This window comes from Arthrobacter sp. 10T413_2 (assembly GCF_056394205.1).
On the sequence record NZ_JBFTHK010000010.1, the window covers coordinates 16440 to 30557 of the forward strand.

General features: G+C 65.5%; 15 protein-coding genes. 6 read left to right on the forward strand and 9 right to left on the reverse strand.

Features of this window, described 5'->3' with window-relative positions:
• Window positions 1–98: 98 nt before the first annotated feature.
• Window positions 99–2078: an APC family permease gene (locus tag AC1DBQ_RS03295; protein ID WP_476927146.1), complete on the forward strand. Its 1980-nt coding sequence runs from the start codon at window positions 99–101 to the stop codon at window positions 2076–2078.
• A gap of 66 nt (window positions 2079–2144) precedes the next feature.
• On the opposite strand, the gene AC1DBQ_RS03300 is transcribed toward AC1DBQ_RS03295, so the two are convergent.
• Window positions 2145–3599 carry a purine-cytosine permease family protein gene (locus AC1DBQ_RS03300; RefSeq protein ID WP_476927147.1) on the reverse strand — a complete coding sequence of 485 codons (1455 nt, stop codon included), beginning with the start codon at window positions 3597–3599 and terminating at the stop codon, window positions 2145–2147.
• Between the two features lie 344 nt (window positions 3600–3943).
• On the opposite strand from AC1DBQ_RS03300, the gene AC1DBQ_RS03305 reads away from it, so the two are divergent.
• On the forward strand, window positions 3944–4828 hold the full coding sequence (locus tag AC1DBQ_RS03305; protein ID WP_476927148.1) for a carbon-nitrogen hydrolase family protein: 885 nt from the start codon (window positions 3944–3946) through the stop codon (window positions 4826–4828).
• Window positions 4829–5074: 246 nt separating this feature from the next.
• On the opposite strand, the gene AC1DBQ_RS03310 is transcribed toward AC1DBQ_RS03305, so the two are convergent.
• From AC1DBQ_RS03310 to AC1DBQ_RS03320, 3 genes are read right to left on the reverse strand one after another with little or no spacing between them, the layout of a single operon-like run.
• Window positions 5075–5227, reverse strand: coding sequence for an LPXTG cell wall anchor domain-containing protein (locus tag AC1DBQ_RS03310; RefSeq protein WP_116766408.1), 153 nt, complete (start codon window positions 5225–5227; stop codon window positions 5075–5077).
• A 10-nt stretch (window positions 5228–5237) separates the two neighbouring features.
• Entirely contained in the window at window positions 5238–5588 is a 351-nt protein-coding gene (locus AC1DBQ_RS03315) for a hypothetical protein (protein ID WP_476927149.1), read from the reverse strand.
• 5 nt (window positions 5589–5593) lie between these two features.
• Window positions 5594–5851: a hypothetical protein gene (locus AC1DBQ_RS03320; protein ID WP_476927150.1), complete on the reverse strand. Its 258-nt coding sequence runs from the start codon at window positions 5849–5851 to the stop codon at window positions 5594–5596.
• A 270-nt stretch (window positions 5852–6121) separates the two neighbouring features.
• Between AC1DBQ_RS03320 and AC1DBQ_RS03325 the strand changes: the two genes are divergently transcribed.
• Entirely contained in the window at window positions 6122–6835 is a 714-nt protein-coding gene (locus AC1DBQ_RS03325; RefSeq protein WP_476927151.1) for a TetR/AcrR family transcriptional regulator C-terminal domain-containing protein, read from the forward strand.
• 13 nt (window positions 6836–6848) lie between these two features.
• Here the strand turns inward: AC1DBQ_RS03325 and AC1DBQ_RS03330 are convergent, their stop codons facing one another.
• Both AC1DBQ_RS03330 and AC1DBQ_RS03335 read right to left on the reverse strand, forming a co-directional pair.
• On the reverse strand, window positions 6849–7199 hold the full coding sequence (locus tag AC1DBQ_RS03330; protein ID WP_476927152.1) for a DUF1003 domain-containing protein: 351 nt from the start codon (window positions 7197–7199) through the stop codon (window positions 6849–6851).
• Between the two features lie 136 nt (window positions 7200–7335).
• Window positions 7336–8598, reverse strand: a complete 1263-nt coding sequence (locus AC1DBQ_RS03335) for a S1C family serine protease (RefSeq protein WP_476927153.1) — start codon at window positions 8596–8598, stop codon at window positions 7336–7338.
• Between the two features lie 370 nt (window positions 8599–8968).
• Between AC1DBQ_RS03335 and AC1DBQ_RS03340 the strand changes: the two genes are divergently transcribed.
• The 3 genes from AC1DBQ_RS03340 to AC1DBQ_RS03350 all read left to right on the forward strand — a co-directional run bounded on the left by AC1DBQ_RS03340 (window position 8969) and on the right by AC1DBQ_RS03350 (window position 11265).
• Window positions 8969–9121, forward strand: coding sequence for a hypothetical protein (locus AC1DBQ_RS03340; protein WP_476927154.1), 153 nt, complete (start codon window positions 8969–8971; stop codon window positions 9119–9121).
• A 122-nt stretch (window positions 9122–9243) separates the two neighbouring features.
• Window positions 9244–9861 carry a PadR family transcriptional regulator gene (locus AC1DBQ_RS03345; RefSeq protein WP_476927155.1) on the forward strand — a complete coding sequence of 206 codons (618 nt, stop codon included), beginning with the start codon at window positions 9244–9246 and terminating at the stop codon, window positions 9859–9861.
• A gap of 207 nt (window positions 9862–10068) precedes the next feature.
• The gene (locus tag AC1DBQ_RS03350) at window positions 10069–11265 is read left to right on the forward strand and encodes an MFS transporter (protein ID WP_476927156.1); all 1197 of its coding nucleotides are present in this window, start codon (window positions 10069–10071) and stop codon (window positions 11263–11265) included.
• Window positions 11266–11283: 18 nt separating this feature from the next.
• Here the strand turns inward: AC1DBQ_RS03350 and AC1DBQ_RS03355 are convergent, their stop codons facing one another.
• Genes AC1DBQ_RS03355 through AC1DBQ_RS03365 form a run of 3 tightly spaced genes read right to left on the reverse strand, consistent with a single transcriptional unit; the run spans window position 11284 to window position 14117 of the window.
• Window positions 11284–12405 carry an ABC transporter ATP-binding protein gene (locus tag AC1DBQ_RS03355; protein ID WP_476927157.1) on the reverse strand — a complete coding sequence of 374 codons (1122 nt, stop codon included), beginning with the start codon at window positions 12403–12405 and terminating at the stop codon, window positions 11284–11286.
• Window positions 12406–12415: 10 nt separating this feature from the next.
• The gene (locus AC1DBQ_RS03360) at window positions 12416–13243 is read right to left on the reverse strand and encodes an ABC transporter permease (RefSeq protein ID WP_476927158.1); all 828 of its coding nucleotides are present in this window, start codon (window positions 13241–13243) and stop codon (window positions 12416–12418) included.
• The gene (locus AC1DBQ_RS03365; protein WP_476927159.1) at window positions 13230–14117 is read right to left on the reverse strand and encodes an ABC transporter permease; all 888 of its coding nucleotides are present in this window, start codon (window positions 14115–14117) and stop codon (window positions 13230–13232) included. Before AC1DBQ_RS03365 ends, AC1DBQ_RS03360 begins: the two co-directional genes overlap by 14 nt.
• Window position 14118 lies beyond the last annotated feature (1 nt).

Below are 14118 nucleotides of genomic sequence, written 5' to 3' on the forward strand. Positions count from 1 at the left end.
CCAGCTGACAGCCGGCCGGAGGGGCGGCCACTAGAATTGGCCGGTCCCTGTGCTTTGTTCCGGCCCGGCAGAGGCCCGGCCACCGACGGAAAGACCCCATGACGACGACTTCTGACCACGCCGTACCGGCCCAGGTTGACCTTAAGCAGGCCGCAGCCCCGGACCGCAAACCCCTGGTCCGCTGGCTGCTCGCCAACCAGGTCGCACCGGCCGGCCCCGAAGCAGAGGAAGATCACAAGCCCAACGCCTGGTGGAAGGTCATGTGCCTGACCGGCGTCGACTATTTCTCCACCCTGTCCTACCTACCCGGCATCGCGGCCCTGGCCGCCGGCGCGCTGTCTCCGTTGGCGACCCTGCTGATCGTTGCCCTGACACTGCTGGGCATGTTGCCCATGTACCGGCGCGTCGCGCAGGAGAGCCCGCACGGTCAGGGCTCGGTTGCCATGCTGGAGAAGCTACTGCCGTTCTGGCGCGGCAAGTTCTTCGTCCTGCTGTTGCTCGGGTTCGTCGCGACCTCGTGGATCATCACCATCACCCTCTCGGGTGCCGACGCCACAGTGCACCTGCTCGAGAATCCGATGATCCCGCACGGCCTGAAGGGCAGTGCCGTCATCATCACGGTAATCCTGCTGCTGATCCTGGGCGGCGTATTTCTCCTTGGCTTCAATGAGGCCGTCGGCGTCGCCATTCCGCTTGTGGCCGTCTACCTGCTCCTGAACGCCGCCGTCGTCGTCGCCGGGTTCGCGCACATCTTCTCCGACCCCTCCCTGATCGCCGGCTGGCAGGACCGGCTGCTCTCCAGCGCCGGCGGCGGTCCGATGAGCCTCATTGGCCCGGCAGTCATTGCCTTCCCGCTGCTGGTTTTGGGGCTCTCCGGCTTCGAGACCGGCGTGTCCATGATGCCGCTGATCAAAGCCACCGGGAACACCCCGGAGGAAGTCATGGCCTCCAGGGTCAAGAACACCCGCAAACTCCTCACCACGGCGGCGGCCATCATGAGCGTCTATCTGATGTCCACCAGCTTCCTCACCACGGTCATGATCCCGGCCAAGGAATTCCAGGACGGCGGACAGGCCAACGGCCGCGCCTTGGCGTTCCTCGCCCACGACCTGTTCGGCGCCGGATTCGGCACCGTCTACGACATTTCCAGCGCCCTGATTCTCTGGTTCGCCGGCGCCTCCGCCATGGCCGGGCTCATCAACATCGTGCCCCGCTACCTGCCCGCGTACGGCATGGCACCGGAATGGGGCCGGGCCGTCCGTCCGGTCGTGATCGTCTACACCGTGCTGAGCGTCGGCATCACCATCGCCTTCAACGCCGACGTCAACGCCCAGGCCGGCGCCTACGCCACCGGCATCCTGGCCATGATGGTCTCCGGTGCGGTCGCCGTGACCGTCTCAGCGGTCCGCCGGCACAGCCGTGCCGGGACCCTGGGATTCGGCGCGCTGACCCTGGTCCTGTTGTACGCACTGGGCGCCAACGTGATCGAAAAGCCCGACGGCATTGCGATTTCGGCATTCTTCATCGCCGGCATCATCGTCGTCTCGCTGATCTCGCGGGTGAAGCGCACCACCGAACTGCGCCTGGAAACCATCGAGTTCGATGAGTCAGCCCGGCAGTTCATCACCGACTCGATCGCTTTCGACGGCCAGCTGAACGTCATCGCCAACAAGCGCCAGGCCGGGGACAAGGCCGAGTACGCCGACAAGGAGTACGAACAGCGCGGCCTGAACCCGGTCCCGGGTCCGGCGGACGTCATCTTCCTGGAGGTGGAGATCTCCGACCCGTCGGCGTTCAGCCACACGCTCCGGGTCGAAGGTATCGAGGTGGGCGGCTACCGGGTATTGCGGGTGAAGTCGCCAGCGGTGCCGAACGCGATCGCAGCGGTCCTTCTGGCCATGCGCGACTCGACCGGCACCAAGCCCCAATGCTATTTCGAGTGGTCGGAAGGGAACCCGATCAGTCACCTGATGCGGTACCTGTTCCTGGGTCAGGGCGACACGGCCCCTCTGGTGCGTGAGATCCTCCGCGAGGTCGAACCCGACCCGGCCCTCCGCCCGGGCATCCACGTCGGCTGATGGCCGCCGGGTGGGCCGCCGTGCGCACCCGTCTGTTCCTGCGTCGGACCGGGGCTCGGCGCCGGATTAGGGCTCGACGTGCATCTTCGCGGCTTCCTCAAGTTCGGCTGCCTGGGTCTTTGCCAGGCGCCATTCTGCAGCCGTGTCGATGCGGCGGGTGAGGGCCCAGTAGAGGACTGCCGAGACCGGCAGGCCGATGAACAGGGAGATGTCAGCGCCACCCATTGCCTCGGCCGCGGGTCCGACGAAGAGTTTTCCGGCGGAGAAGAAGGGAATCATGACCAAGAAGCCCACGAGGTAAGACGTGATTCCGGGCCAGCCCCAGCGTCCGTAAATGCCGTGAGGGTGGAAGATCTCCGCGATGGCATAGTGGCCCTTGCGGACGACGAAGTAGTCGGTAAGGTTGACCGCTGTCCAGGGGATGAAGAAGTACAGCACCAGCAGCAGGAAGTCGTTGAAGTTGACGAGGAAATCGGCGGACGCGATGTTGGCGAAGATGATTGAGATGGCCGCGGTGATCACGATCGTGACGACGCGGATTTTGACGGTGGGCCGGATGCGGCGCAGGCTGTCGATGGAGGAGATCAGAGTCAGGGACCCGCCATACATGTTCAGCGCCGTGACCGACACGAGCCCGAGGGCGGCGATGAACAGCGCGATCGATCCGAACCCCGGGAACAGCTTGTTGGCGGTGTCCTGAATCGAGCCGATAGTCTCGAAGTCCGTGCCGGCGGCCGCGGCGATGAACGAGCCCAGGAACATGACCCACATACCGCCGAGGGCGCTGCCCCAGAACGTCCACTTGAACGTCTTGCGGCCGGAATCGGGGGGGAGGTAGCGCGAATAGTCGGAGACGTAAATGGCCCAGGAAATCTGGTAGCCGGCGGCCACGCCCAGTTGACCCAGGAACGGGACCAGATGGAATTCGGCCAGGTTAAACGCGCCGCCGGGCAGGTCAAGGTGGGTGAGGACAGCCACCGTCAGCAGCGCCAGCATGATGATGGTCAGGTAGGTCAGATAGCGTTCGAAGCCGTGGATCAGGTCATAGCCGAACAGTGCGACGGCGGCGGCGACAATCGTGATGATCCAGAACCAGAGGGTTGCGTTTCCGATGTGAAGGGACCCGGTCACGGCCTCGCCGGCCAGGACGGTGTTGAAGACATTGAATCCCGCGTACTGCAGGTAGGCGAACAGCCAGACCAGCAGGGCCCCCACGTACCCGAACTGCGGACGGGACTGGATCATTTGAGGCAACCCTAGCTGCGGCCCCTGGGAGGAGTGCGCCGCCATGAACAGGGTGCCCACGAGCACGCCGATGGCGATCGCGATCAATGACCAGATCAGGTTCCCGCCGGTGGTAATGCTGATCAGTCCGACCGCGAGCGTGGCGATCTGGGCGTTGCTCATAAACCACAGCGGCCCGATGTTCGAGACCTTTCCATGCCGCTCATTGAGCGGAACATAGTCAATCGACCGGACTTCGAGTCCCCTGCCCGCCGCCGGACCTGTGGCTGTACTCATGACATGTCTCCTGGATCGTGCGATGCTGCCAGCATCGGTGCGGGACTGAAGGGTGCGGCGACCGGAACCCGCGGGGTCGCCGAGAGGGCATGAAGCGAATCACATGCAGATCGCGGACAAGAGTAAACTCGAATCGTGTCGTTCCCCGGGTGGGGATGACAGAATCGTGGTCGCCATATTGTGCGAATGTCAAGAGCTGTCGGAGGGCGCCATTGGGCTCAACGGCAGGCATCATCGGGTCTCTTGCCCCACAGACCGGCGGGCGGCCGGAAGCGGAGCGGGCGATGAGAGCTGATCCCGCCGTCGGCCATCTCCCGCAACCGCCCGTTCGAAGGTAACCGCTGATGTCCCACCTTGCCGTGGCAGCCGTCCAGGCCCCTCCGCGCCCGATCGGTGAGCCCTTCCCCGCGTTCGCCGATGAAGCCGCTCGCGTCTTGGCGGACGTGCCCGAAACGCAGCTGATGGTCTTTCCCGAACTACACCTGTTCAGCGACGGAATCCCGGACAGGCAACGATCCGAAGCGCTCCGGGAGGCCGCGCAGCCGCTCGACGGGCCGCTCGTTAATGAGTTGAGGCAACTCGCCGGAGACCTCAAGCTCTGGCTGGTCCCCGGGAGCATCTGCGAACGCGGGCCGCATGGCCAGCTGTTCAACACGTCCTTGGTCCTCTCCCCCGAGGGTGCCCTGGCGGCCAGCTACCGGAAGATTTTCCCCTGGCGCCCGTTCGAACCCTACGACCCCGGAGAAACTTTTGTGACGGTCGATCTACCCGGATTCGGCAGGGCCGGCCTGTCCATCTGCTACGACGCCTGGTTCCCCGAGGTCACCCGCCAGCTGGCCTGGATGGGAGCCGACGTCATCATCAATGTCGTCAAGACCACCACCCCGGACCGCGCCCAGGAGCTGATCCTCGCCCGCGCCAACGCAATCGTCAACCAGGTGTTCATGATCAGCGTCAACTGCGCCGGGCCCACCGGCCAGGGACGCAGCATCATCGTGGACCCCGAGGGCGCCGTCCTGTCCGAAGCCCCTGACGACTCCCCCTGCGTGCTCTCCGCAGCACTGGACATGGGGCACCCGGGCCGGGTCCGTTCAGAAGGTACTGCAGGATTGAACCGGATGTGGTCGCAGTTCCGGACGGATGACCCTCCCATCGAGCTCCCCATCTATGGCGGCAGAATCACCCCAGCTACCTGGACACCGGAAGCGCACACGAAGCACCAGCCGTAGCCTGGCTCGCCTGCCGCTGGAAGGTCGGATACGACGAGGCCGACGCAGTCGAGGTGTGGACCGGTGGACCGCCGACGACGAGTACGCCGTCAACACGTGGGATTCCATGCTGGCCCGCCCAGTGCACGACGGCGGCCGCTGGCTTCCGGCAATGGGCAACAGCGACGCCGCGGACAGGGCATACACGAAAGCGGCGGCCGGTCCCGTGTGTTGGACCGGCCGCCGCCGAAGGAGATCAGTTGAGCCTCAGGCCTTGGCCTTCCGCTTCACCCAGCCCCAAACAGCCGTGGCCACGAGCAGCACCAAGCCGATGATGGCCAGCCAAAGCAGGCCCTTCACGGCGAAGCCAAGGATCGAAAGCAGGAGCCAAATGATAAGTAGTGTGATTATTAGTCCCATGCCGTAAAGCCTAAGCCACGCCAGAGGTCGCGGATGGCATTTTGGGCAGGGCGCTGGCCGGGTCCACCGCGGACATCGGCTCCTGGCAGTGGCGGTAGGCGTCGTCGCGGCGTACGGAGCCCCCGCTGTCCCCGTCCCATCCCGGGATGGCTGCGAGGAAGGCTGCAGTCGTGGCCACCACATGCGAGTTGCCGCACTGGGTGCAGCTGATGGCGGCGGCAAGGGTCTCCTGCCGCGGATTCATCATGGTGACGGAGTCCGCGGTCAGGTGCCGGTCGGTGTCGCAGCTCGCGCACCAGGGCCGGCGGCCCCGGGGCTGATGGGCGTCCCGGGGCAGGTAAGTGTTGGATGTGATTGACATCCGGCTCAGACCAGGACCGGGTAGCTGGCCAGGATGTAGTCCGCCGCGGCCGGCCCTTTCATGCGCAAGCCGGTGCCCTTGGGGTGGACCCGTTTCTTCTTCATGGCCGCCCAGAATGCGTCTTCGGAGCGGGGCGCGGCCTGGCTCAGGAAGCACCAGCTGGTGTACAGCCCGTAGAGCGGGTCCCGGCCCAGGGCGCGATCGGATGCAGGGTCGCGGGTGGTGGCTTCCTGCAGGAATTGGTCATAGTGAGAAGTTGCCATGTGTGGCTCGTTTCCTCGCGGTGCATTCTGTGCCGCCGTGTGGCTACAGCAGCTGGACTTCAAGGCCGTGCACGCGGCGTCGAAGCATGATCCCGGGCTGCTGCGTCGCCGCAGATCCGGGGATAGAAGGTTATCGGGCCGGAAATCAACGTGTCGCGGAGGTCAGCCAAGCAACTTTTCTACAATGTAGACTCTAGGCGTAGACTACATATTAAGCAACCTGTCTATTTTCCTGGCAGTGTGACCTGTCCCCGACCCGAACGGAACACGATGTCGCCCGAAGCGAACCCGGCACCCCCAGCGGCCCCCGGCAAGAAGAAGCGGCTCAGCCGGGAGATTATTTTGTCCGCGGCGCTGGCCCTGGTGGACGCTGAAGGACTCGACGCCCTCACCATGCGCAGGCTGGGCCAGGAACTGGGACGGGATCCCATGGGCCTGTACCGCTACGCCGAAAACCGCGCAGCACTGCTGGACGGAGTCTCAGAACTCGTCCTGAATGAACTGGCCGTCTTCCCCGATGATCCCGACTGGCAGGCGCAGCTCCGCCGCATCGCCCACGACCTGCGGCTCCTGGCGCTCCGGCACCCCAATGTTGTGCCCCTTCTCGTGACCCGGCCCCTATCAACGCCCCTGGGCCTCCGGCCACTGGGGACACTGCGGCCGCTGGAGCAGATCTTGTCCCTGCTGATCGACGCCGGATTCGCGCCCGCCGATGCACTGCACGTCTACCGCGCCTACTACGGATTCCTCTACGGGCACATCCTCAACGAGCTGCAGGAATTCATCGTTGACCCCGACGAAAACGAAGCGCTTCTCCGCCTGGGCCTGCACCGCCTGCCGCCGAAGGACTTCCCTCACCTCCGCGCCCTCGCCCCGGTCCTCGCCGACTACGACGGGATGGCTGAACTGGATGAAGGAATCACCATCCTGCTCTCAGGCCTGGCCGCCCGCCTGTCGCTGCCGGAAGCTCCGGCCAAACGCTGACGGTCGAGAAGCCCTAAGCGCCGGCGCCGGCATCAATCCTGACGTTTCCGGCACCCGCAAGGGCCCGCAGCTCCCGAAGGATCTCCAGCTGTTGACTGTTGATGGCCATCAGCAGGTCGATCTCCTCCTTGGACTTCACGTTGGTGTCGCGGTCGTGCTGGGCCATCGCTGCGGCAATCGCGTCCTGCCGCTTGGCCGCGATCAGAAGAATCGCTCCCTGCAGCCCTGCCAGCATCGAAAGAAAGAGATTCAACAGAATATACGGATACGGATCCCAGGCGTTGTTCGCCAGTGCCCAGCTGTTGATGGCCGCCCACACGATCATGAAGCCGATGAAACCGCCGACGAACGGCCAGCTGCCCATGCCGTTCCGCATGACATCCGCAGCCCGTTGGCCCCGCGTCAAGGATTCCTTATGGGTTTCGTGCCAGGTCTTTCGCTTAGCGATCATGTCCAACCCTAACGCCGAGACTCCGATGTGGGCCCGGCGGGCCGCGGCGTCAGCCCGCGGTGGCCGCGCCGAGGGTGACGTCAGTGCTGTGCTGCTCGCCGTCGCGGTCGAAAGTGGCCTTGACAGTGGCCCCTGCGGCCTGTTCCCGCGCTGCCGCCGTGAGCTCGGAAGCATCAGTCACAGTCCGGCCGCCCAGGTAGGTGATCACGTCGCCGGCTTTCAAGCCGGCCTTGTCCGCCGCGGAGCCCGGGGTCACGGCAGCCACCTCTGCCCCGGTCGTGAATCCCGACGAGGTTCCCGCGGCCTTGTCCTGGACCGAGAGGCCCAGTTGGCCGTGCTTGGCTGTGCCCGTGGCGATGATCTCCCGGGCGACGCGTTTCGCGTTGTTGACCGGGATGGAGAAGCCGACGCCGATGTTCCCCGACTGGGCTGAGGAGGAGGACGTGGATCCGGCCGAGGCGATGGCCACGTTGACTCCGATGATCTCGCCGCTGGTGTTCACCAGGGCGCCGCCGGAGTTTCCCGGGTTGATGGCCGCATCCGTTTGGATAACGTTGATGCTGATGGAATCCTGCGCGGCCCCGGAGGACCCGCTCTGCGGGGCGGGCGCGGCCGAGGAAGCGGTCTCAATGGTGCGGTTTGCTGCCGAAACGACGCCGTCCGTCACCGTTCCGCTCAGTCCCAGGGGTGCTCCGATAGCAATCGCGGTGTCACCGACCTTGACCTTGCCGGAGTCGCCCAGGGGCGCCGCCACCAGCCCCGGGGCAGTGATGCGGACGATGGCCAGGTCCGAGAGCGGATCCGTTCCGACAATGGTCCCCGGGTAGACCTTGCCGTCGTTGGTCCGAACTTCGATGGCCGCGTTCGCGGCCTGTCCGTCCAGGGTGACCACGTGGGTATTGGTCAGAATATGGCCCGACGTGTCCAGAATGATGCCCGATCCGGTACCGCCGGAAGTGCCGGAGCTGGCGCTGATGGTCACCACACTGGGTGAGGCCTTCTCCGCGGCCGCTGTCACGGCATTGACGCTCTCGGGATTGTTGACAATCGCCGGCGGGTATTGAGTCGTTTGGGTGGTGCCGGCTGCCGGGGCTGCGGTGTTCCAGATCGACGTCGCCGCTGCAGCCACACCCCCGCCGAAGGCACCCGCAGCCACCAGGCAGGCAACGAACACACCGGCGCCAACCCGCTTCCCGGGTTTCCGGCCGCTTGCCGCGACTGCTCCCGACCAGGGCGCCTCCGGCCATGCCGGGTCGGCACCGGCACCGGCTCGTGCGTTGTCGCCGGGCGTGAGATGGTCGTGCTCGCTCATGGGTCATCCTGATCTCGTCGTTAGTGCCTGTGTTGACCTCCCGTCTGACCTGCGGGCGAACGTGTACTCAGGGCAGCTGTGAACATCCATTACCGACCGGGGCCGCCAGGGGACGCCGGCTGGCATTCGTGGCGCTGGGGCGGACGCACCCCCGATGCTGCGTCCGTCCCCGGAGTCCCGGTCAAGCCGTGTCCCCATCCTCAAACCCCGGACTGTCGACCGTCTGTCGGGCTGCTGTGAACAGGCTGTGAGCCTTTTCGCCGGCGACGGCTGACGGGCCGCTGCACAGCCACGGCAAAGGTTCCCCTCAGCCCCTGACAATTCCGCGGCAGGAAAGTGGTTACAGGAACACCGCCCAAGGAGGACCCTGATGATCGTCTATCGCCCCATCCCGCCGCTGACGGCCGGCGGCACCGGACTCAAGTCGGCGCTGGCCGCCATGGCCTTGACCGCCATCCTAGGCACCACCTGGCAGGTCCCCGGCGACACGCCGGGGACACAGGGGAGCCCGCAGAAGGGCTGAGCAGACGATCATCCAGCTAAATTGACCGTTGACCGGCGACATTCTCCGATATATCGTTAACTATCGCCGAAGGATCGGTGATCATCAGAGGAACGCACCTCAAACGGAAGGACGATGCCGGTATGAAAGGCATTCACGACGACAAATTCACAGACGGCGGACCCGCCCAGGGACGCTTCGGGCGCGGCAGAAGCCGCCGCGGACCCCACGGACACGGCGGCTTCGGACCGGGCCGCGGGTTTGGGCCAGGATTCGGGCCCGGTCCCGGGCCGGGCTTTGGTCCCGGGTTTGGTCCCGGCGGTTCACGTCGGGCCAACAAGGGCGATGTTCGTTCGGCGATTCTCTCCCTCCTGGCCGAATCTCCGTCCAACGGCTACGGCCTGATCAAGACAATCGCGGAGAAGACGTCCGGGGCCTGGCGTCCAAGCCCGGGCTCCGTCTACCCGACGCTGCAGCAGCTCGTTGATGAAGAACTCATCGCGCCGGTCAGTGAAGGCCGGCGCACGGAGTTCACTCTCACCGATACCGGCAAGGCTTATGTAGCCGACCACGCCGAGGAACTGCACAATGCGTGGAACACCGATCCCCAGGGATCCGGGCCGGCATTTCACCAGAGCGTAGGAAAGCTCATGGGCGTCATTCACCAGTTCCGCTTCTCGGCCACCGAGGAACAGCGCAATGCCGCGATGGAAAAAATCGACGAAACCCGCCGCGCGCTCTACCAGATCCTCGCCGACTGAACCCCGCCGTTCCGGAGTCTTCGTCGGGAGGAACCGGCGCGAAGGGATCCTGCCGCGGGGAACGCATGGAGAGGCGGGTCGGCGATGCCGCCTGACAGCCTGAGTCCGGACAGCACGGGCGCTGACAGCACGGGACCGCCGGTGCCCGGAATGACGCCCGGGGCTCCGCCTCCGCGGCGTGCGGTTGATCTTTTGCGGGCGCTGCGGGTGCGGAACTTTGCGCTCTTTTGGACGGGGCAGCTCATCTCCGGCACGGGCACCTGGATGCAGATGGTGGCGATGGCCTGGCTTGTGCTGGACATCAGCGGGTCACCGGCCGTGCTGGGTATGGTGACCACGCTGCAGTTCCTGCCGCTGCTGCTGTTCGTGCTGCCGGCGGGAGTCCTGGCCGATCGCTTCCCGAAGCGGACAATAATGCTGGCAGCCCAGGCCCTCGCCACGGTGCAGGCGCTTGTCCTCGGCTTTCTCGCCCTGACAGGGCCCCCGCAAATATGGCAACTAGCCCTCCTGGCGTTCATCCTTGGAGTCTCCAACGCGTTCAACAATCCCGCACAGCAGGCGTTTGTCCCCGAGATGGTGGGCCTCACGCTGGTGCCGGATGCCGTGGCCATGAATAGTGTGCAGTTCAATTCCAGCCGGATGATCGGCTTCGCCCTTGGCGGGCTGGCGGTGGCCCAGCTTTCGGCCGCGGCGGTCTTTTTCATGAACGCGGCCAGCTTTGCCGCGGCACTGACCGCGTTGCTGGTCCTGCGCACCGGCGAGCTTCGCCTCTCCCGGAGCAAACCGGCCCGCCACGGCGCCCTGCGCGAGGGCCTGCAGTATGTCCTCCACACCCCCGCCGTCCTCTTTGTCCTTGGGGCTTTGGCCGTGGTGGGGACATTCGGTTACAACTGGCCGGTCGCAGCGCCGTTGCTGGCCCGCGATGTGCTGAACGTGGCGTCCGTCGGCTTCGGCGCGCTCATGTCGGCGTTCGGCGCCGGTTCCCTGGTAGCCGGCATCGGCCTGGTAGTTGTAGGCGGTAGCAACGATCGCCGGATGATCGTCTCGGGCGCTGTCCTTGCAGTGATTTTGATCCTCCTGGGCATCTCACAGTCCTACCCGGTGAGTCTGGGGCTCATGGCCCTGGCCGGCCTCAGCGGCACGGTGTTCACCACCACTGTCAACACCCGACTCCAAGGACTCACGCCGGACCGGCTCCGCGGCCGGGTCATGAGCCTGTTCGTGCTACTGCTGGCCGGCACCACCCCGTTCGGTTCGGCCCTGCTGGGGCTGGGCGCGGAAGCCTTCGGCATCTCGTCCGCCATCATCGGATTCGGCGCCGTCACCCTGGCAGGGCTGGCCGTGCTGCTCGTCCTACGCGCTCGAAGGGACGGGTCTGCCGCGGCAAGACATCGACCCTCCTGAGAGCCCGGGCGTTGCCGGTCAGGACTCCAGAACCAGCAACTGGGCCTTGTCCGCGTCCCAACTCACCCACAGCCCCTCATCCGGCAGGAGCCTGTCGCCCGCATCAGAGCTGAGCTCGCGAAGCTGAAGTTCGTGGCCGCCGGCCGTGAGGCGGTGGCGCACCGTGGCACCCAGATTCGTGGAGGACACAAGAGTGGCGGTACAGCCGTTTCCCTCCGCGGCCCGCGTGCTGAATTTGAGGTGCTCCGGACGGATCGAGACGGCGTAGTTCTCCCCGCTCGCGCCCCGGTCCCGGACCCTCGCCAGCCCCAATCCGCCGAGATCCACAACAGCCTCCTCCCCGTTGCGTTCAACGATGGTGCAGGGAATCAGGTTGGTGTCACCGAGGAAGCTGGCCACCCAGTCCGTGAGGGGATGGTTGTAGACGTCCGACGGCGGTCCGGCCTGGACAATCTTCCCGTCCCGCATCACCACGATCCGGTCCGACATCGCCATGGCCTCATCCTGGTCATGCGTCACGAACAGCACGGAAATGCCCAGGCTCTTCTGCAGGGTCTTGATCTCCTCCTGCATCTGTTCCCGCAGCCGCTTGTCCAAGGCCGCCATCGGCTCATCCAGCAACAGCGCGGCCGGGTTGAAGACCAGGGCCCGGGCCAGCGCCACCCGCTGCTGCTGCCCGCCGGAGAGCTGGCGCGGCTTGCGGTCGCCCATCTTGCCCAGGCCCACGCGGTCCAGTGCGTCCGCGGCACGCTGCCGGCGTTCGGCACGCGGGACCTTCCGCATCCGGAGGGCGAATTCCACGTTTTCAAGCGCGCTCATGTGCGGGAACAGCGCGTAGTTCTGGAACACGACGCCAAGGTTCCGCTCCCGCGGCGGCAGGATGTCCACCGGCCTCCCGTCGATAAGGACAGAACCGGCGGTGTGTTCTTCAAAACCGGCCACCATCATCATGGTGGTGGTCTTGCCGGAGCCGCTGGGGCCCAGCAGGGTGACGAACTCGCCGGGCTGGACCATCAGGTCCAGTTGGTCCACGGCGAGGACGTCGCCGTAGCTCTTGCTGACTTGGCGGAGCTCGATGGCGCCGTGCGTGGCATTCCCAGCACGCGAAATCGGTTCCGCGGAAACTACTGATGCAGTCATCGACTTTCCTTTACGTTTGTGCGGACACGGCCAGGGGCAGCATCCGGGCGGAGGAGCGGCGCTTGAGGACAAACATGACCTGGAGAAGAAGCCCGATGGTCGCGACGCTGACCAGCAGCGCCGACGATACGGCGATCTTCGGGGTCAGGTTGAACTGGATGTCCGTGAACATCTTGACCGGCAGCGTCGTGGCCCCCGGCGACTGCATGAACAGGGACATCACCGTCTCGTCAATGGAAACCGAGAAGGCGAAGAGCGCCCCGGAGATCAGGCCGGGCAGGATCACGGGCAGGTACACATGGCGCAGAACAGACAGCGCGCCGGCGCCGAGGCTCTGCGCCGACCGGACCAGCGCAGGATTGAGTCCCGCGAGGCTGGCCCGCGTCGTCAGGTACACGTACGGAGTTGCAATCACCGCGTGCGCCAGGCCGATGGGAACGATGCTGCCCACCATGCCGATCGAGATAAAGAACTGGTAGAACGCCAGCGCCAGCACCACGGTGGGCACGATCATGGGAGCCAGGATCAGGCCCACCACGGCAGACTGGCCCGGGAACTTTCGCCCGTTCAGGCCGATCGCCGCGGTAGCGCCCAGCAGCACACCGATCACGACGGCGATCCCCGCCGATTGGAGGCTGGCCGTCAGGGCGGAAGTCCAGGCCCGGTCCGCAAAGAATCCGGCCACGGCGGCGAAGGAGATCCCCTCCGGCGGGAAGGTGATGTAGCGGCTATCGTTCAGCGCCACCGGCACCACAATCGCCGTTGGAATGACGAGGAAGAGGAAAGCCGGGACGGAAAGTAGCGCCAGCAGGCGGTGCTGCGGATTAGTTGTCTTCATGTTGGCCTCCCGCCTTGAGGACGCGCTGGTAGACCGCCACGAGGATGCTGACCATGACCGTCAGGATGACGGCCAGCGCGGCGGCCCCGGAGAAGTCCGTGAGCTGTCGGGCGTAGTAGTCGATCTGGTTGGCGATCATCATGTCGCCGGGTCCGCCCATCACCACGGGCGTGATGAAGAAGCCCGTGCTGATGATGAAGACCAGCAGCCCGGCGGCGGAAATGCCGGGCATGCTCAGCGGCAGCGTGATGCGCCGGAAGACGGATCGTTCCCCCGCACCCAGTGAGCGGGCCGCCAGTCCCAGCCGGTCATCGATGGACGTCAGCGAGGAAAAGATCGGGAACACCGCGTACGGCAGGAGACAGTGCACCATGCCGACGATCACGGCGAACCGGTTGTGCAGCAACGGGATCGGCGCATCCGTCAGCCCGATACCCTGCAGGAAAGCATTCACAATGCCGTTGTCCTGCAGCAGGACCGCCCAGGCGAAGTTCTTCACTAGGATGCCGGTCCAGAACGGCAGGAGTACGACGGCGAACAGGATCACCCGGGTGACGTTCCCGGCACGCCACAACACCATGGCGATGACGTAGCCGAGCACTACGGTCACGATGGTGCTCGCCAGGCTGATGGTCAGGGTGTTGACGAGTGCCCGCACCACGAGCGGGTCCTGGAGGACCCGCTCGTATGCATTGTCGGCGAAGCTGGCACCGACCAGTTTGCCCAGCGGCGTCAGGAACAGCACGACGTCGAAGGCAAGGATCGGGGCCAACAGCAGCCACCAGCTGCTGCGTCGCCGTCTGGGTGCTGTTTCAGCGGAAGGAGGCGCACCGCGGCCCCGCGGACGCGTCCGCTCCAGGGTTGCGTGGCTCATG